At 60.6% G+C, this 15,133-nt stretch carries 20 protein-coding genes; 6 read left to right on the top strand and 14 right to left on the bottom strand.

Annotated elements, in window-relative coordinates; all coding sequences use genetic code 11:
* Nucleotides 1-47: 47 nt before the first annotated feature.
* On the bottom strand, nucleotides 48-770 hold the full coding sequence (mtgA, locus tag A8O26_RS00290) for a monofunctional biosynthetic peptidoglycan transglycosylase (RefSeq protein WP_016983236.1): 723 nt from the start codon (nucleotides 768-770) through the stop codon (nucleotides 48-50).
* Nucleotides 771-844: 74 nt separating this feature from the next.
* On the opposite strand from mtgA, the gene A8O26_RS00285 reads away from it, so the two are divergent.
* The 4 genes from A8O26_RS00285 to trmB all read left to right on the top strand — a co-directional run bounded on the left by A8O26_RS00285 (nucleotide 845) and on the right by trmB (nucleotide 3,087).
* Nucleotides 845-1,225, top strand: coding sequence for a DUF423 domain-containing protein (locus tag A8O26_RS00285; protein ID WP_064116277.1), 381 nt, complete (start codon nucleotides 845-847; stop codon nucleotides 1,223-1,225).
* Nucleotides 1,226-1,296: 71 nt separating this feature from the next.
* The gene (gene thiS / locus A8O26_RS00280) at nucleotides 1,297-1,497 is read left to right on the top strand and encodes a sulfur carrier protein ThiS (protein WP_122604433.1); all 201 of its coding nucleotides are present in this window, start codon (nucleotides 1,297-1,299) and stop codon (nucleotides 1,495-1,497) included.
* 60 nt (nucleotides 1,498-1,557) lie between these two features.
* Nucleotides 1,558-2,352, top strand: coding sequence for a thiazole synthase (locus A8O26_RS00275; protein WP_064116276.1), 795 nt, complete (start codon nucleotides 1,558-1,560; stop codon nucleotides 2,350-2,352).
* 9 nt (nucleotides 2,353-2,361) lie between these two features.
* Entirely contained in the window at nucleotides 2,362-3,087 is a 726-nt protein-coding gene (gene trmB, locus A8O26_RS00270) for a tRNA (guanosine(46)-N7)-methyltransferase TrmB (protein ID WP_064116275.1), read from the top strand.
* Nucleotides 3,088-3,217: 130 nt separating this feature from the next.
* On the opposite strand, the gene A8O26_RS00265 is transcribed toward trmB, so the two are convergent.
* From A8O26_RS00265 to A8O26_RS00220, 10 genes are all read right to left on the bottom strand, one after another.
* Nucleotides 3,218-3,541: a DUF3392 domain-containing protein gene (locus tag A8O26_RS00265; protein ID WP_064116274.1), complete on the bottom strand. Its 324-nt coding sequence runs from the start codon at nucleotides 3,539-3,541 to the stop codon at nucleotides 3,218-3,220.
* A 22-nt stretch (nucleotides 3,542-3,563) separates the two neighbouring features.
* Nucleotides 3,564-4,769 (bottom strand): radical SAM family heme chaperone HemW, encoded by a 1,206-nt coding sequence (gene hemW / locus A8O26_RS00260; protein WP_064116273.1) that lies wholly within the window; start codon nucleotides 4,767-4,769, stop codon nucleotides 3,564-3,566.
* On the bottom strand, nucleotides 4,766-5,362 hold the full coding sequence (gene rdgB, locus A8O26_RS00255; RefSeq protein WP_064116272.1) for an RdgB/HAM1 family non-canonical purine NTP pyrophosphatase: 597 nt from the start codon (nucleotides 5,360-5,362) through the stop codon (nucleotides 4,766-4,768). The genes hemW and rdgB overlap by 4 nt, the downstream gene beginning before the upstream one ends.
* Nucleotides 5,359-5,793: a DUF4426 domain-containing protein gene (locus A8O26_RS00250; protein ID WP_064116271.1), complete on the bottom strand. Its 435-nt coding sequence runs from the start codon at nucleotides 5,791-5,793 to the stop codon at nucleotides 5,359-5,361. Before A8O26_RS00250 ends, rdgB begins: the two co-directional genes overlap by 4 nt.
* A gap of 26 nt (nucleotides 5,794-5,819) precedes the next feature.
* Nucleotides 5,820-6,440 (bottom strand): methionine biosynthesis protein MetW, encoded by a 621-nt coding sequence (metW, locus tag A8O26_RS00245; protein WP_064116270.1) that lies wholly within the window; start codon nucleotides 6,438-6,440, stop codon nucleotides 5,820-5,822.
* Nucleotides 6,441-6,447: 7 nt separating this feature from the next.
* Entirely contained in the window at nucleotides 6,448-7,587 is a 1,140-nt protein-coding gene (gene metX / locus A8O26_RS00240; protein WP_064116269.1) for a homoserine O-succinyltransferase MetX, read from the bottom strand.
* Nucleotides 7,588-7,815: 228 nt separating this feature from the next.
* A complete protein-coding gene (locus A8O26_RS00235; protein ID WP_007913642.1) occupies nucleotides 7,816-8,112 on the bottom strand; it encodes a DUF167 domain-containing protein in 297 nt (98 codons plus the stop codon).
* Nucleotides 8,109-8,699, bottom strand: coding sequence for a YggT family protein (locus tag A8O26_RS00230; RefSeq protein WP_064116268.1), 591 nt, complete (start codon nucleotides 8,697-8,699; stop codon nucleotides 8,109-8,111). The genes A8O26_RS00235 and A8O26_RS00230 overlap by 4 nt, the downstream gene beginning before the upstream one ends.
* A gap of 10 nt (nucleotides 8,700-8,709) precedes the next feature.
* A complete protein-coding gene (gene proC / locus A8O26_RS00225) occupies nucleotides 8,710-9,528 on the bottom strand; it encodes a pyrroline-5-carboxylate reductase (RefSeq protein WP_064116267.1) in 819 nt (272 codons plus the stop codon).
* Nucleotides 9,529-9,551: 23 nt separating this feature from the next.
* Entirely contained in the window at nucleotides 9,552-10,238 is a 687-nt protein-coding gene (locus tag A8O26_RS00220; protein ID WP_064116266.1) for a YggS family pyridoxal phosphate-dependent enzyme, read from the bottom strand.
* A gap of 56 nt (nucleotides 10,239-10,294) precedes the next feature.
* On the opposite strand from A8O26_RS00220, the gene A8O26_RS00215 reads away from it, so the two are divergent.
* A complete protein-coding gene (locus tag A8O26_RS00215) occupies nucleotides 10,295-11,329 on the top strand; it encodes a type IV pilus twitching motility protein PilT (protein ID WP_064116265.1) in 1,035 nt (344 codons plus the stop codon).
* 132 nt (nucleotides 11,330-11,461) lie between these two features.
* Here the strand turns inward: A8O26_RS00215 and A8O26_RS00210 are convergent, their stop codons facing one another.
* Complete coding sequence (locus A8O26_RS00210; RefSeq protein ID WP_064116264.1) at nucleotides 11,462-12,085, bottom strand: C40 family peptidase; 624 nt, start codon at nucleotides 12,083-12,085, stop codon at nucleotides 11,462-11,464.
* Nucleotides 12,086-12,334: 249 nt separating this feature from the next.
* Here A8O26_RS00210 and A8O26_RS00205 point away from each other — a divergent pair, with 249 nt between their 5' ends.
* Nucleotides 12,335-12,766 (top strand): NINE protein, encoded by a 432-nt coding sequence (locus tag A8O26_RS00205; protein WP_064116263.1) that lies wholly within the window; start codon nucleotides 12,335-12,337, stop codon nucleotides 12,764-12,766.
* Nucleotides 12,767-12,859: 93 nt separating this feature from the next.
* Here the strand turns inward: A8O26_RS00205 and A8O26_RS00200 are convergent, their stop codons facing one another.
* Together A8O26_RS00200 and A8O26_RS00195 are read right to left on the bottom strand one after the other, a co-directional pair.
* Nucleotides 12,860-14,131: a dihydroorotase gene (locus tag A8O26_RS00200; RefSeq protein ID WP_064116262.1), complete on the bottom strand. Its 1,272-nt coding sequence runs from the start codon at nucleotides 14,129-14,131 to the stop codon at nucleotides 12,860-12,862.
* Nucleotides 14,128-15,132 (bottom strand): aspartate carbamoyltransferase catalytic subunit, encoded by a 1,005-nt coding sequence (locus tag A8O26_RS00195; protein WP_007913665.1) that lies wholly within the window; start codon nucleotides 15,130-15,132, stop codon nucleotides 14,128-14,130. The genes A8O26_RS00200 and A8O26_RS00195 overlap by 4 nt, the downstream gene beginning before the upstream one ends.
* Nucleotide 15,133: the final 1 nt, after the last annotated feature.

Here is a 15,133-nt window from a genome sequence, read left to right as displayed (position 1 = left end):
AGCTCGCTCCCACAGGGATCTTCAGGGTTTGGAAGATCTTTGATCAGTTATCGAGACCACGGCGCCCGCCGCGAATCGTTGAGCCCCAAAAGATAACTATCCCCACCCAACTGACTCATCTGCTGCCGAATCCACCCGGCCCGGCGCGAGACATAAGCGGTCGGGTGACTGGCACTCCAGACACGCGGGTTTGGCAAAACGGCAGCCAGATAACTAGCCTGCTGCCGTGACAAGGATTTCGCGCTCACGCCAAAGTGATGCCGGGCCGCCGCTTCGGCGCCAAACACCCCGTCATCCCACTCGACGCTGTTCAGATAGACCTCAAGAATCCGCTGCTTGGGCCAGAACACCTCGATCAACGCGGTAAACCACGCCTCGAGCCCTTTACGCAGATAGCTGCGCCCAGCCCACAGAAACAGGTTCTTCGACACCTGCTGACTCAAGGTGCTGGCGCCGCGAATCGAGCCGCCCAACTCGTTGTGCGCCAAGGCAGCCTGGATGGCACTGAAGTCAAAGCCCCAATGCTCGGGAAATTTCTGATCCTCACCCGCCATGACCGCCACTTTGAGGTCATCGGAAATCTCGTCCCACGGCTTCCAGGTACGTTGCAGATCAATCGGCTCGCCATCGACCCAGGATTCGACTTTGCGCTCGACCATCAGCGCCGTGCCCGGCGGCGGCACGAAGCGAAACACCAGCACCAGCAAGATGCTGCCGCCCGCGAACCAGAGCAGGGCCTTCGTGAGACGACGGAAAATAGTACGCAGCATAGAGATGGCTTGGCCGAACCGGTGGAGCGGGCCATTATACAGACCCTGCCGATCGCGTCTGACTGGAGTTCCCAATGCTGCGTGGCTTTTTGATGCTGGCCGCTTTTTTCGGTTTCACCGGGGTCGCTTTGGGTGCGTTCGCCGCCCATGGCCTGAAAAACCGCCTGACACCCGAGTACCTGACGATTTTCCACACGGGCGTGACCTATCAATTGGTGCACACCTTGGCACTGTTCGGTGTGGCGCTGTTGGCCACGCAGATTCAGGGGCGGCTGGTCGCTTGGGCGGGCGTATCGTTCACCGTCGGTATCCTGCTGTTCTCCGGTAGCCTGTACGTGCTCACCACCACCGGCATCAGCAAGCTTGGCATCATCACCCCGTTCGGTGGCCTGGCATTTCTGGCCGGATGGGTTTGCCTGGGGCTCGCCGCCTGGCGCTTGCAAGCAACCGCTTGACGCTTGGTGCTGACCTTTAGGTCATGATCGGGCTAGAATGCCAGCCCCAAAAAATGATGGCGGCGTTGCGCATGCGCATTCAGTTGAACGGTGAATCCCTTGAACTGCCCGACGGTGAAACCGTTGCGGCCCTGATCACTCGTCTGGAACTGACCGGGCGTCGAGTGGCAGTCGAACTCAATCTGGATATCGTCCCGCGCAGCCAGCATGCCGACACCACGCTCAACGACGGCGACAACGTTGAAGTGGTGCACGCCATCGGCGGCGGCTGATCGCCCGGCCCGCGAGGGCACAGAATTCTGCAAGACCCTCACCCCTAAAGAGGATTCCCCATGAGCATCGTTCGTAGCGACAAGCCTTTTGTGCTGGCCGGTCGTACTTACCAGTCGCGTTTGCTGGTCGGTACCGGCAAGTACCGTGACATGGAAGAAACCCGTCAGGCCATCGAAGCCTCGGGTGCCGAGATCGTCACCTTCGCCGTGCGCCGCACCAACCTGGGCCAGATCGAAGGCGAGCCGAACCTGCTCGACGTGCTGTCGCCGGAGCGCTACACCTTCCTGCCAAACACCGCCGGTTGCTACGACGCTATCGAAGCCGTGCGCACCTGCCGCCTGGCCCGTGAGCTGCTCGATGGCCACAATCTGGTGAAGCTGGAAGTACTGGCTGACCAAAAGACCCTGTTCCCGAATGTCATCGAAACCCTCAAGGCCGCGGAAACGCTGGTCAAGGAAGGTTTTGACGTGATGGTTTACACCAGCGATGACCCGATCATCGCCCGTCAACTGGCAGAAATCGGCTGCATCGCAGTGATGCCGCTGGCCGGTCTGATCGGTTCCGGTCTGGGGATCTGCAACCCGTATAACCTGCAGATCATCCTCGAAGAAGCCAGAATTCCTGTGTTGGTCGATGCCGGTGTTGGTACTGCCTCCGACGCAACCATCGCCATGGAACTGGGTTGCGATGCGGTGCTGATGAACTCGGCCATCGCCCACGCCCAGCAGCCGGTGATGATGGCTGAAGCCATGAAACACGCCATCGTTGCAGGCCGTCTGGCCTACCTCGCTGGCCGTATGCCGAAAAAACTCTATGCCAGCGCCTCTTCGCCGCTGGATGGTCTGATCAAGTAAGAGCCATTGATGACTGAATCGAACGACACGCCTATCCAGACGGAAGAGGGCGACGAGCGCCAACACCGCCGCATCAAGAGCTTCGTGATGCGCGCCGGGCGCATGACCGAAGGCCAGCAAAAAGGTCTGGATCAAGGCACGCCGCTGTTCGTGCTGCCGCTGACCGATGCGCCGGTGGATTACGACCAAGTGTTTGGCCGTTCGGCACCGCGCTCGCTGGAGATCGGTTTCGGCATGGGCCACTCGCTGCTGGAAATGGCCGCGGCGGCGCCAGATCAGGATTTCATCGGCGTTGAGGTTCACCGCCCCGGTGTTGGTGCGTTGCTCAATGGCGTGCTGACGCAGGGCCTGACCAACCTGCGGGTCTACGATTGCGACGCCATCGAAGTGCTCAACCGCTGCATCGCCGACAACAGCCTCGATCGCCTGATGCTGTTCTTCCCGGATCCGTGGCACAAGAGCCGTCACCACAAGCGTCGCATCGTTCAGGCCTCGTTCGCTGAACTGGTGCGCAGCAAGTTGAAGGTCGGCGGCATTCTGCACATGGCCACCGACTGGGAACCGTACGCCGAATACATGCTGGAAGTGATGAACGTCGCCCCGGGCTACCGCAACCTCGCCGAAGATGGCAAATGCGTACCGCGCCCGGCCGAACGCCCGATCACCAAGTTCGAACGCCGCGGCGAGCGTCTTGGCCATGGCGTGTGGGATCTGAAGTTCGAAAAACTCGCTTAAGCATCACGCAATAAAACCTGTGGGAGCGAGCCTGCTCACGAAAGCGGATGTTCATTCAACACTGATGTTGACTGACACACGTATTCGCGAGCAGGCTCGCTCCCACAGTTGTTTTGGGGTGTTTGTGGGTTTAGCGGCGGTCGGCGACTACGCCTATGAGAACGAGTACTACCAGCAGGACGGGCGCCAGGCTGTAGTTGTTGAACTGGCTCAAGCCCTTGACCACCCACGGCGTGGCGTAGATCAGCGCCGCGCCGCTGCCGATCACGCACAGCAGCGACATCAGCGGCACGCGCAAGGCGCCGGCGATGCTGCCCAGGCGTTGTTCGACCCAGCCTTTGAAGTCGGCGCCGAACAGCACCAGCAGGCAGCCGACCAGCGCCAGGGCGATTTCCGAGAGGTTGCTGCGGCTCCAGCGGGAGACGGTGGCGAGCAGGTCGAGTATCAAATCCATGCGTTTTCCCTTAGCACTGAAATCAGTTCAGAAATTGTTGCAGCAAGTCGTTGAGAAACAGCTGTCCGCGCTCGGTGGCCGCCAGACGTGACGGTTCGACCTGCAACAGACCGCTTTGTTCGGCCGCTGCCCGGCCTTCGGCAAGGCTTTCCAGCGACAGCCCGGTGCGCTCCGGATACAGGAGCGATTCGACGCCGTCAGTCAGGCGCAAAGCGTTCATCAGAAACTCGAACGGCATCTCGTCATTGGTCAGCGCTTTTTCGCCAGCCTGGAAGCTTTTCGCCGGATTCAGATAGTCCTTTGGCAAACGGGTCTTCCAGGTACGAACGATGCGTCCGTCGGGATGACTCAACTTGCCGTGCGCGCCCGCGCCGATGCCGATGAAATCGCCAAAACTCCAGTAATTGAGGTTATGTCGCGCCGGACGCCCGGCCTGTGCATAAGCCGACACTTCGTACTGCGCGTAACCGTGCTCGGCCAGCAGCGCCTGCCCGGCCTCTTGAATGTCCCACAGCGTGTCATCTTCCGGCAGCACCGGCGGCTGGTTCCAGAACACCGTGTTCGGCTCCAGTGTCAGTTGATACCAGGAAATGTGCGTCGGATTCAGCGCGATAGCCTGGCGCAGATCGCTCAGGGCGTCGTCCAGCGACTGATCGGGCAAGCCGTGCATCAAGTCGAGGTTGAAGTTATCGAACCCGGCCTGCCGCGCCATGCCCGCCGCGCGCACCGCTTCATCACCGTTGTGAATGCGGCCCAGCGCCTTGAGCTTTTCCTGCTGGAAGCTCTGGATGCCGATCGACAGGCGATTGATCCCCAGTTTGCGGTAGGCGACGAACTTCTCTTGTTCGAAGGTGCCCGGATTGGCTTCCAGAGTGATTTCGATGTCGTGGGCAAATGGAATGCGCTGCTCGACGCCTTCCAGCAGTCGACCGAGGGCTTCGGCGCTGAACAGGCTCGGCGTGCCGCCACCGAAAAAGATCGAACTGATTTCACGCCCGTACACGGCGTGCAGGTCCTGATCGAGATCGGCCAGCAAGGCGTCGACGTATTCCTGCTCCGGCAACACCGGGCTGGCAGTGTGCGAGTTGAAGTCGCAATACGGGCATTTGCGTACACACCACGGGATGTGGATGTACAGCGCCAGGGGTGGCAGCGTCGGCAACGGCGCCCGAGGCGAAGAGGCGGCGCCGCCGACGATCAGCGACGACGCAGAAGAATCACGGGTCATTTCAAGCCCAGACGCTGGCGCAGCAGATCCATTGCACGGGCGCGGTGGCTGATCTGGTTCTTGTCGGCCGGGCTCAATTCGGCGCTGGACACGTCACGTTCCGGCACCCAGAACAGCGGGTCATAACCGAAACCGTGTTCGCCGCTGGCAGCGGTCAGAATCCGCCCGTGCCACAGGCCTTCGCAGAGGATCGGCAACGGATCGTCGGCATGACGTACCAGCGCCAGCACGCACACGAACTGCGCACCGCGTTCGGCTTCCGGCACGTCCTTCAGGGCGTCGAGCAGTTTCGCGTTGTTCGCCGCATCGCCCTTGCCGTCGGCATAACGCGCCGAATAGATGCCCGGCGCACCGCCGAGGAAATCCACCGCCAGACCCGAGTCATCGGCCAGCGCCGGCAGCCCGGAAATGCGCGCAGCGTTGCGTGCCTTGAGGATCGCGTTCTCGACGAACGACAGACCGGTTTCTTCCGGCTCGACCTTGCTCCACTCGCCAATCGAGCGCAGTTGCACCGAGTCGCCGAGCATGGCCTGGAGTTCTTTGAGTTTGCCGGCGTTATGGCTGGCCAGTACGAGCTGCTTGATGTTCATCATTCGCCGGGAAAGAGTTCTTGGTTGAAATTGATGGTGTTGATCTTGTCGCCGTTCTGCACCTTGATTTCAAAGGTGCGGGTTTCCTGCTGCTCCACCGGGTACTGGGCGATGTAATAGATCGCACCCTGTTCGGTGATCTGGCGGAAATTCAGCGGCACGCTCTGGCTGGTCAGGTCTTTGACCGTGCCGGTGACGCTGGCGATCAGTGGTTTGCCGTCCTTGATCACCGAGACATTGATCACGCCCTGATTCTTGCTGCGCACCAGCTCTGCGGCCTTGGCGATGTCCGGTTGCAGGTACGTCGAGTTGAAAGTGTTGTAGTGCACCGTGACGTCGCCAAAGGTTTCCTTGCGCTCCCCTTTGATGATGTCGGCCGCCAGGGCGCTGGCGCTCAGGCAGGCAGTCAATAACAACAACGCTAAACGACCCATGATCGTGCTCCTCGAAATGCCGGGATTCAGACCGCGACTTTGTGGTCTGCAAGCTGCGGGCTGCTGACGCGGTAGATACCGATCTCACCTAACAGATTAGGCCATAGCTTACTGGCCCACCCGTGGCGGTGCTGTTGATCCACGGCAAGCCGATCAATGACCTTCGCATCACGTTCGCGGCACAGTTCTTCAAAATCTTCGAAGGTGCAGAAGTGAATGTTCGGCGTGTTGTACCAGGTGTACGGCAAAAATTCCGAAACCGGCATGCGGCCCTTGCTCGCCAGGTACCAGCGGCAGCGCCAGTGACCGAAATTCGGGAAAGTGATGATGCACTGACGACCGACCCGCAGCATTTCGTCGAGGATCCTGTCCGGGTAATGCACGGCTTGCAGGGCCTGAGTCATGACGACGATGTCGAAACTGTTGCTGGCGAAGTTGCCCAGCCCTTTGTCCAGATCCTGCTCGATGACATTGATGCCTTTAGCCACGCACTCGGCAATGTTGTCGGCGTCGTTTTCCAGGCCATAACCGGTGACATTCTTGTTGTCGCGCAGCCAGGTCAGCAACTCGCCGTCGCCGCAACCGAGGTCGAGGACGCGGCTGCCGGCGGGGATCCATTCCTGGATGATTTCCAGATCAGCTCTCATGGCTTTCTCACAACGTGATGCGGTTCATGTAATTGCCGAACGCCTGCAAGTAGCGCGGGATCGGAATCAGGAAGGCGTCGTGGCCCTGCGGCGCATCGATTTCCAGATAACTGACGTCCTTGCGCGCCGCCATCAGCGCATCCACCAGTTCGCGCGAACGCGCCGGGGAGAAGCGCCAGTCGGTGGTGAACGACATCACGCAGAACTTTGCCGTGGCGTTTTCAAAGGTTTTCGCCAGGTTATCGTCGAAGCTCGCCGCGGGATCGAAGTAATCCAGCGCCTTGGTCATCAACAGATAGGTGTTGGCGTCGAAGCGTCCGGAAAACTCTTCGCCCTGATAACGCAGGTAGCTTTCGACCTGGAACTCGACACTGTGGAAGTCGTAGTTGAGCTTCTCGCTCTTCAGGCCACGGCCGAATTTCTCGCCCATTGAGTCGTCGGACAGATAAGTGATGTGGCCGACCATGCGCGCCAGCATCAGGCCGCGCTTGGGGATCACGCCGGCTTCCTGGAAGGAACCGCCGTGGAATTCCGGGTCAGTCAGGATCGCCTGACGCGCGACTTCGTTGAAGGCGATGTTCTGTGCCGACAACTTCGGTGCCGAGGCGATGGCCAGGCAGTGGCGGACGCGATCCGGATAGGTGATGGTCCATTGCAGCGCCTGCATGCCGCCGAGGCTGCCGCCAATCACCGCCGCCCACTGGCCGATGCCGAGCAAGTCAGCGAGACGTGCCTGGCTGTGCACCCAGTCTTCCACGGTGAGCACCGGGAAATCGGCGCCGAACGGTTTGCCGGTCTCCGGGTTGACGCTGCTCGGGCCGGTGGAGCCGTTGCAGCCGCCCAGATTATTCAGGCTGACCACGAAGAACTTGGCGGTGTCGATCGGTTTGCCGGGGCCGATGCAACTGTCCCACCAACCGGGTTTGCGGTCGTCGACGCTGTGATAGCCGGCAGCGTGATGATGGCCGGACAAGGCGTGGCAAATCAGCACGGCGTTGCTCGCTTGCGCGTTCAGCGTGCCGTAGGTTTCGTAGATCAGGTCATAGGCGGGCAGCGAACGGCCGCAGGCCAGCGCCAGCGGTTCGCTGAAGTGCGCGGTTTGCGGCGTCACCAGACCAACAGAATCGGGGGGAAAGGCAGTTGGCATCGACCCTGCTCTCGTTGAAATGAGGCGTAAGTCTAAAGACCGGGGGGGTTAGCGGCAAGCAGCCCTCACCCTAACCCTCTCCCAGAGGTAGAGGGGACTGACCGAGGTGTTCTTTTGAGCTACGCCGACCTGATATGTCCGGGGTGAACTCAGATTCCGAAAACACCATAGATCGGCTCCCTCTCTAGGGGGAGAGGGCTGGGGTGAGGGGTGCAGACGCCGCAAAACTCAAGACAAGCGCCCAACCAACCCAGGCAAATCCGGCAACTTCTTCGGCGAACAAATCTTCACCCGCTTCTGCCGGTTCAACTCGCCGCTGAGCAAACTCACCTGGCTCTTGGACACCCCAAACGCCTTGGCCAGAAAGCCCATCAGATAAGCATTGGCCTTGCCCTCGACCGGCGGCGCGGTCAGGCGGATTTTCAGGCGATCGCCGTGCAGCCCGGCGAAGTCATCGCTGCGGGCTGCCGGTTGCAGGTGACACTCGAGGATCAAGTCATCACCGTCCCATCGGAACCAGCTCACATCAGCAGGCGGAGGATTTCCGGCATCATCGTCATCGCTGCCAGATTGTTGATCACCAGCATGTCGATCAACTTCAGCGCGAGGAAGGCGAAGATCGGCGACAGATCCAGACCGCCAAGGTTTGGCAGGATTTTGCGGAACGGCGCCAGCGCCGGCTCGCAGATCTGGTTGACCAGCTCAGCACCCGGATTGTGGCTGCCCGGTGCGACCCACGACAGAATCACGCTGATGATCAGGGCGAAGAAGAAAATCTTCAGGAACAGCGCGGTCACGCCGATGATCGACCAGATAAACAGTTGCAGCGGGTTACCGGTGGTGCCGTAAGTCAGCAGCAGGGTCAGTGCCATCAACGCCAGTTGCACCAGAATCGCCAATACCAGCGACGACATGTCCAGACCGAACACGCTCGGAATGATCCGGCGCAGCGGTTTGAGCAGAGGCTGGGTCGCTTTGACGATGAACTGGCACAGCGGGTTGTAGAAATTCGCCCGCACCAATTGCAGCACGAAACGCAGCAGCACGATCAGCAGGTACAGGCTGCCGAGGGTTTGCAGCACATAAACCGCTGCAGTGTTCAATCCAATCATGTAAGGCTCCTTATTTGCCCAGTTGTTCGGCCATTTCGGCCGAGCGGTGCGCGGCGGCGCCGAGTGCGGTTTCGACCAGGGCTTCAAAGCCATTGGCCTGGAATGATTTGATTGCAGCTTCCGTGGTGCCGTTTGGCGAAGTCACACGACGACGCAGTTCGGCAGCGTCAACGTCGCTGGAGACGGCCATGTGCGCGGCGCCCAGCGCGGTCTGCAGGGTCAGTTGCTCAGCGATGTCCTTCGGCAGGCCGAGTTTGACGCCGGCGGCGGTCATCGCTTCGATCAGCAGGAAGAAGTACGCCGGGCCGGAGCCCGACACAGCGGTCACGGCATCCAGTTGTTGCTCTTCTTTCAGCCACAGGGCGATGCCGACGGCGGACAGCAGCTCTTCGGCTTGCTGGCGTTGCTCGGCGGTCACTTCGCTGGTCGCGTACAAACCGCTGACGCCCTGACGCAGCAGCGCCGGGGTGTTGGGCATGCAGCGCACGATCGGCTGCTCGCCGAGCCACGCGGTCATGCTGGCGCAGGTAATACCGGCAGCAATCGACACCACTAATTGATTGGGTTTCAGGCTTGGGCGAATGGCCTCGCACACGGCTTTCATCGCCTGCGGCTTGACCGCCAGCACGATCACATCGACGCCGTCGATGGCCTGGGCGTTGTCGGCGAAAGTTTCGATACCGTGTTCGGCACTGACCTTGGCGCGGGTTTCTTCACCCGGGTCGCTGGCGCGGATCTGCGCCGCTTCCAGACCCTTGGCGCGCAGGCCGCCGATCAAACTGGCCGCCATGTTGCCCGCACCGATAAACGCAATACGTGTGTTGCTCATGTGTGGTCCTTATCTGAAAACGTTCAAGATTGGGAATAATCGCGGGCGCCGAACAGGGCCGTACCGATACGCACCCAAGTGGCGCCTTGGGCAATGGCCGACTCGAGGTCGTGGCTCATGCCCATGGACAGTGTGTCGAGCGGCAAATCGAGGCTCGCCTGCAATTTCTGCACGGCGGCGAAGGCCGCGTCTTGCTCGGCGCGGTCGTCGGTCGGCTCGGGAATCGCCATCAAACCGCGCAGTTGCAGGCGTGGCAAAGCGCTGATCGCGCCAGCCAGAGCCGGCAGATCGGCCGGGGTGCAGCCGGATTTGCTGGCTTCACCGCTGACGTTGACCTGAATGCAGATGTTCAACGGCGGCAGCTCGGCCGGGCGTTGTTCGGACAGGCGTTGAGCGATTTTCAGGCGATCCACGGAGTGCACCCAGTCGAAATGCTCGGCAATCGCCCGAGTCTTGTTCGATTGAATGGGGCCGATGAAGTGCCAGATCAAGGGCAGGTCGGCCAGTTCGGACTGTTTGCTCAAGGCTTCCTGCAGGTAGTTCTCGCCAAAATTGCGCAGGCCGGCGGCATACGCTTCGCGCAGGGCCTCGGCGGGTTTGGTTTTGCTCACGGCGAGCAACTGGACACTGTTTTCAGGACGGTGTGCGGCTTGGGTCGCGGTCTGGATGCGCGAACCAACGTGGAGAATGTTGTCTGCTATCGTGGACATCAAGAGGCGCCGGCGGTCTGAAGGTTCGCGGCATTCTACTGGAATTGAGGAGCGCTATGGATATCACTGAACTGCTGGCCTTCAGCGCCAAACAAGGCGCTTCCGACCTGCACCTGTCGGCCGGTCTGCCGCCGATGATTCGCGTCGATGGCGATGTGCGGCGGATCAATCTGCCGGCGCTGGATCACAAGCAAGTGCACGAATTGATCTACGACATCATGAACGACACGCAGCGGGTCGACTTCGAGAAACATCTGGAAACCGACTTTTCCTTCGAAGTGCCGGGTGTCGCGCGTTTCCGGGTTAACGCCTTCAACCAGAACCGTGGCGCCGGGGCGGTGTTTCGTACCATTCCCTCGAAAGTGCTGAGCATGGAGGACCTGGCCATGGGCGACGTCTTCCGCAAGATCACCGATGCGCCACGTGGCCTGGTGCTGGTCACCGGGCCGACCGGTTCCGGCAAGTCGACCACGCTGGCGGCGATGATCGATTACCTCAATACCCATCGCCATCACCACATCCTGACTATTGAAGATCCGATCGAATTCGTTCACGAATCGCGAAAATGCCTGATCAATCAGCGTGAAGTCCACCGTGATACCCGCAGTTTCGCCACGGCTTTGCGTTCGGCGCTGCGTGAAGACCCGGACGTGATTCTGGTCGGCGAGATGCGCGATCTGGAAACCATTCGCCTGGCGCTGACCGCTGCCGAGACCGGGCACTTGGTGTTCGGCACGCTGCACACCACTTCAGCGGCGAAAACCATCGACCGGGTGGTCGATGTGTTCCCCGGTGACGAGAAGTCGATGGTGCGTTCGATGCTTTCGGAGTCGTTGCTGGCAGTGGTCTCGCAGACGCTGATCAAGAAGATCGGCGGCGGGCGCGTGGCGGCGCACGAGATCATGCTGGGGACGTCGGCGATCCGTAACCTGATCCGCGAGGACAAAGTGGCGCAGATGTATTCGGCGATTCAGACGGGGGGAGCGTTGGGGATGCAGACACTGGACATGTGCCTGAAGGATCTGCTGACCAAGGGCTTGATCAGCCGCGAGCATGCACGGGAGAAGGCGCGGACGCCGGATAACTTCTGAGGGAGAGTTGTATTGCTATTATCGGCCTCTTCGCGAGCAGGCTCGCTCCCACATGGAAATGCATTCCAATGTGGGAGCGAGCCTGCTCGCGAAGGGGCCAGTACTGCTTGAGCGGATTACGGATCAGTCAGCTCAGCGCTGAACCACGCGCATCTGCTTGCTTGAAGGCTCTTTCGGCAACACCCGCTTGGCCACCACGTAATGCTGTTCCCAATACGGCTTGTTCAGCGTATCGATGCTCACCGCTTTGCCACGACGCGGGGCGTGGATGAAGCGGTCGTTGCCCAGGTAGATGGCAACGTGGTTGACCCGACGGCTCTTGATGTTGAAGAAAATCAGGTCGCCCGGCTTCAGATCCTTGCGCTCGACTTTCTCGCCGTGGCCGCTGGCCATGGCGTTCGAGGTACGTGGCAGGTCGAACGTGGCGTCGTTGAACGCGTATTTCACCAGACCGCTGCAATCGAAGCCTTTACTTGGGCTGCTGCCGCCCCAACGGTAAGGCGTACCGAGGACGTTGACCGCACGGCTCAGCACATTGCTGCTTTCCTTGCTCGCCATCGGTGGCACCAGCTTGCTGTGGCTCTTGCTGCTCAGCGTGGTGGTTTTGCTTTTGCTGCTTTTGCTCGAGGGAGCCGAAGCATGGGATTTAGGGGTGAAACCGTTAACGTTAGGAAGACGTTGCTCACGATTGGTGGCGTGGGCGGCCAGTGGCATTAATAGGCAGATGGTTAGCCATGTCTTGAAAAATGATCGCATTAGGCGTGGCTCTTAAGTGATAGCGCGCAACTTTATAACAGCTTTTTTGTCCCTTCTGAGTCCGTTGGTCGATTCAACTGGCGGGCAACGGAACCAAATAAGCGGCAGATTGACGCGATTGTCGGACAGGAGTCCGGTGTAATAAGGCTTTGCGCAGGGTGTAACAGTGAAGAGCCACTTGTCGGCTCGACACAAAAAAGTCACAGAAAGTCAGAAAAAATTTATCTATCAAGGCAAATGAGGTCATCCATGAACCGCTATCAGCAGGTTGCACAACCCCAGGATACGCACAGCAAGGTGATCGGCTATCTGCTGTGGATTTTTGGCTTTACCGGCGCTCACCGCTTCTATTACGGTAAACCGGTGACCGGGACGATCTGGTTCTTCACCTTCGGTTTGCTCGGGATTGGCTGGCTGATCGACCTGTTCCTGATCCCGGCGATGGACCGTGAAGCGGATCTGCGCTTTACCGCAGGGCCGATCGAGTACAACGTGGCGTGGATTCTGCTGACGTTCCTTGGCGCGCTGGGCGTGCACCGGATGTATCAGGGCAAATGGATCAGCGGACTGATCTATCTGTTGACGGGCGGGTTGTTCTTTCTGGGCGTGCTGTATGACTTCTGGACGCTGAATGATCAGGTCTCGGTGCGTAATGCCGAAGGCAGAGGCGCCTTCCAGTAAGTCTTCGCGAGCAGGCTCGCTCCCACAGGGGATTTGTGTCGTTCACAGATCCAATGGGGGAGCGAGCCTGCTCGCGAATGGGGCGACGCGGTATCAAGCCTGGTGACTGATCCGCCCGTCCACCAGCGTGTAACGAACCACGCCCGGCAAAGTGTGGCCAATGAACGGGCAGTTCTCGCCCTTCGACAGCCAGGTTTCACCGGCCACCGTCGAAGCCTGCGGATCGAACAGCACGATATCCGCCGCCCCACCCACCGCCAGTTTGCCGGCGGGCAGACGCAGTGCTTCAGCCGGGCCCGCGCTCAAACGCGCCAGCAAGGTCGGCAGATCGAGCAAACCATCCTCAACCAATGTCATCGCCAACGGCAGCAACAGTTCAACACTGCTGATGCCCGGTTCGGTCGCGCCGAACGGTGCCAGTTTGGCGTCACGTTCGTGCGGCTGGTGATGGCTGGAGATCGCCGAGACAACCCCGGACTTCACCGCTTCACGCAGGCCATCGCGATCCGCACGGGTGCGCAGCGGTGGCTGCACGTGATAAAGGCTGCTGAAGTCGATCAGCGCTTCGTCCGTCAGAATCAGCTGATACAACGCGACATCCGCCGTCACTTTCAAGCCACGGGCCTGCGCCTGAGCGATCAGGGCAACACCGCGAGCGCTGGTCAACTGGCTGAAGTGCGCACGCACGCCAGTCTGCTCGACCAGCAACAGATCCCGGGCCAAGGCCACGGTTTCAGCGGTTTCCGGAATACCCGGCAAGCCGAGGAAACTGGCAACCGCGCCTTCGTGAGCCAAGCCACCTTCGGCCAGATCATGATCCTGCGAATTGAAAATCACCGTCAGGTCGAAAGTCGCCGCATATTCCAGCGCCCGGCACAGGGTGCGGGTGTTGCGGAAGCTTTCGAGACCATTGCCGAACGCCACGCAACCAGCGTCGCGCAGCGCCACCAGCTCAGCCAGTTGCTCGCCGTCCAGACCTTTGCTCAGTGCGCCGATCGGGAACACCTTGGTGTTGCCGGCCTCGCGGGCGCGGTCGAGGATCAGCTCGGCCACGGCGGAGGTGTCGAGCACCGGTTTGGTTTTCGGCGGGCAGCACAGGCTGGTCACACCGCCGGCAGCGGCGGCGCGGGTTTCGCTGATGATGCTGCCTTTGCGGCTGTAACCCGGCTCGCGCAGGGCAACGTTCAGGTCGACCAGGCCGGGAGCGGCGACGAGGCCTTGGGCATCAATGGTTTCTACTGCGCTGAAGCCGGCCGGAGCCGCGCCGAGGGCGACGATCTTGCAGGCTTCAACGTGAATGTTGGTAACTTGATCCAGGCCGCTGCTTGGATCGATGACGCGTGCGCCGAGAATGCTGAGCTTCACTGGGCGTTCTCCTGCTCGAATTGACGCTGCGCGGTTTGCCCGCTCATGGCCATGGACAGCACGGCCATACGAATGGCGATGCCGTAGGTGACCTGATTGAGGATCACCGAGTGAGGGCCGTCGGCCACTGCGGACTCGATTTCCACGCCACGGTTGATCGGCCCCGGGTGCATGACGATGCAATCGGGTTTGGCCCCGGCCAGACGCGCGGTGGTCAGGCCGAACAGGCGATAGAACTCGCCTTCGCTCGGCAGCAGGCCGCCGGTCATGCGTTCACGTTGCAGGCGCAGCATGATCACGACGTCGACGTCTTTCAGGCCTTCGGTCATGTCGGTGTACACCTTCACGCCGTATTGCTCGATGCCGATCGGCAGCAGGGTTTTCGGCGCGATCACGCGGATGTCCGGGCAACCGAGGGTTTTCAGCGCGAGCATGTTCGAGCGTGCGACCCTCGAATGCAGGATGTCGCCGACGATGGCCACCGAGAGGTTTTCGAAACCGCCCTTGTGCCGACGGATGGTGAGCATGTCGAGCATGCCCTGCGTCGGGTGGGCGTGACGGCCGTCGCCGCCGTTGATGATCGCCACTTGCGGGCAGACATGTTCGGCGATGAAGTGCGCGGCGCCGGAATCACCGTGGCGTACGACGAACATGTCGGCGGCCATGGCTTCAAGGTTGCGCAGGGTGTCGAGCAGGGTTTCGCCCTTGCTCGCCGACGAGGTCGACACGTTCAGGGTGATCACGTCCGCCGACAGCCGCTGGGCCGCCAGTTCGAAGGTGGTGCGGGTGCGCGTGGAGTTTTCGAAGAACACGTTGCACACGGTCTTGCCGCGCAGCAACGGGACTTTCTTCACCGCCCGGGCACCGACTTCGAGGAACGAGTCGGCAGTGTCGAGGATTTCCGTCAACAACTCGCGGCGCAGGCCGTCGAGCGAGAGGAAGTGGCGCAGCTGGCCCTGATCATTGAGCTGCAGCGGGCGCTTGGTATCTAGAGGCGTCATC

The organism is Pseudomonas fluorescens (genome assembly GCF_001648775.1).
GTDB lineage: Bacteria > Pseudomonadota > Gammaproteobacteria > Pseudomonadales > Pseudomonadaceae > Aquipseudomonas > Aquipseudomonas fluorescens_M.
The sequence above is the reverse complement of the archived record's forward strand: the minus strand, read 5'-3'. Positions and strand labels throughout refer to the sequence as shown.

What these genes read in the sequence shown, in the direction of transcription:
- mtgA (WP_016983236.1), bottom strand. Translation starts at nt 770, where the DNA reads ATGCTGCGTACTATTTTCCGTCGTCTCACGAAGGCCCTGCTCTGGTTC.
- A8O26_RS00285 (WP_064116277.1), top strand. Translation starts at nt 845, where the DNA reads ATGCTGCGTGGCTTTTTGATGCTGGCCGCTTTTTTCGGTTTCACCGGG.
- thiS (WP_122604433.1), top strand. Translation starts at nt 1,297, where the DNA reads ATGCGCATTCAGTTGAACGGTGAATCCCTTGAACTGCCCGACGGTGAA.
- A8O26_RS00275 (WP_064116276.1), top strand. Translation starts at nt 1,558, where the DNA reads ATGAGCATCGTTCGTAGCGACAAGCCTTTTGTGCTGGCCGGTCGTACT.
- trmB (WP_064116275.1), top strand. Translation starts at nt 2,362, where the DNA reads ATGACTGAATCGAACGACACGCCTATCCAGACGGAAGAGGGCGACGAG.
- A8O26_RS00265 (WP_064116274.1), bottom strand. Translation starts at nt 3,541, where the DNA reads ATGGATTTGATACTCGACCTGCTCGCCACCGTCTCCCGCTGGAGCCGC.
- hemW (WP_064116273.1), bottom strand. Translation starts at nt 4,769, where the DNA reads ATGACCCGTGATTCTTCTGCGTCGTCGCTGATCGTCGGCGGCGCCGCC.
- rdgB (WP_064116272.1), bottom strand. Translation starts at nt 5,362, where the DNA reads ATGATGAACATCAAGCAGCTCGTACTGGCCAGCCATAACGCCGGCAAA.
- A8O26_RS00250 (WP_064116271.1), bottom strand. Translation starts at nt 5,793, where the DNA reads ATGGGTCGTTTAGCGTTGTTGTTATTGACTGCCTGCCTGAGCGCCAGC.
- metW (WP_064116270.1), bottom strand. Translation starts at nt 6,440, where the DNA reads ATGAGAGCTGATCTGGAAATCATCCAGGAATGGATCCCCGCCGGCAGC.
- metX (WP_064116269.1), bottom strand. Translation starts at nt 7,587, where the DNA reads ATGCCAACTGCCTTTCCCCCCGATTCTGTTGGTCTGGTGACGCCGCAA.
- A8O26_RS00230 (WP_064116268.1), bottom strand. Translation starts at nt 8,699, where the DNA reads ATGATTGGATTGAACACTGCAGCGGTTTATGTGCTGCAAACCCTCGGC.
- proC (WP_064116267.1), bottom strand. Translation starts at nt 9,528, where the DNA reads ATGAGCAACACACGTATTGCGTTTATCGGTGCGGGCAACATGGCGGCC.
- A8O26_RS00220 (WP_064116266.1), bottom strand. Translation starts at nt 10,238, where the DNA reads ATGTCCACGATAGCAGACAACATTCTCCACGTTGGTTCGCGCATCCAG.
- A8O26_RS00215 (WP_064116265.1), top strand. Translation starts at nt 10,295, where the DNA reads ATGGATATCACTGAACTGCTGGCCTTCAGCGCCAAACAAGGCGCTTCC.
- A8O26_RS00210 (WP_064116264.1), bottom strand. Translation starts at nt 12,085, where the DNA reads ATGCGATCATTTTTCAAGACATGGCTAACCATCTGCCTATTAATGCCA.
- A8O26_RS00205 (WP_064116263.1), top strand. Translation starts at nt 12,335, where the DNA reads ATGAACCGCTATCAGCAGGTTGCACAACCCCAGGATACGCACAGCAAG.
- A8O26_RS00195 (WP_007913665.1), bottom strand. Translation starts at nt 15,132, where the DNA reads ATGACGCCTCTAGATACCAAGCGCCCGCTGCAGCTCAATGATCAGGGC.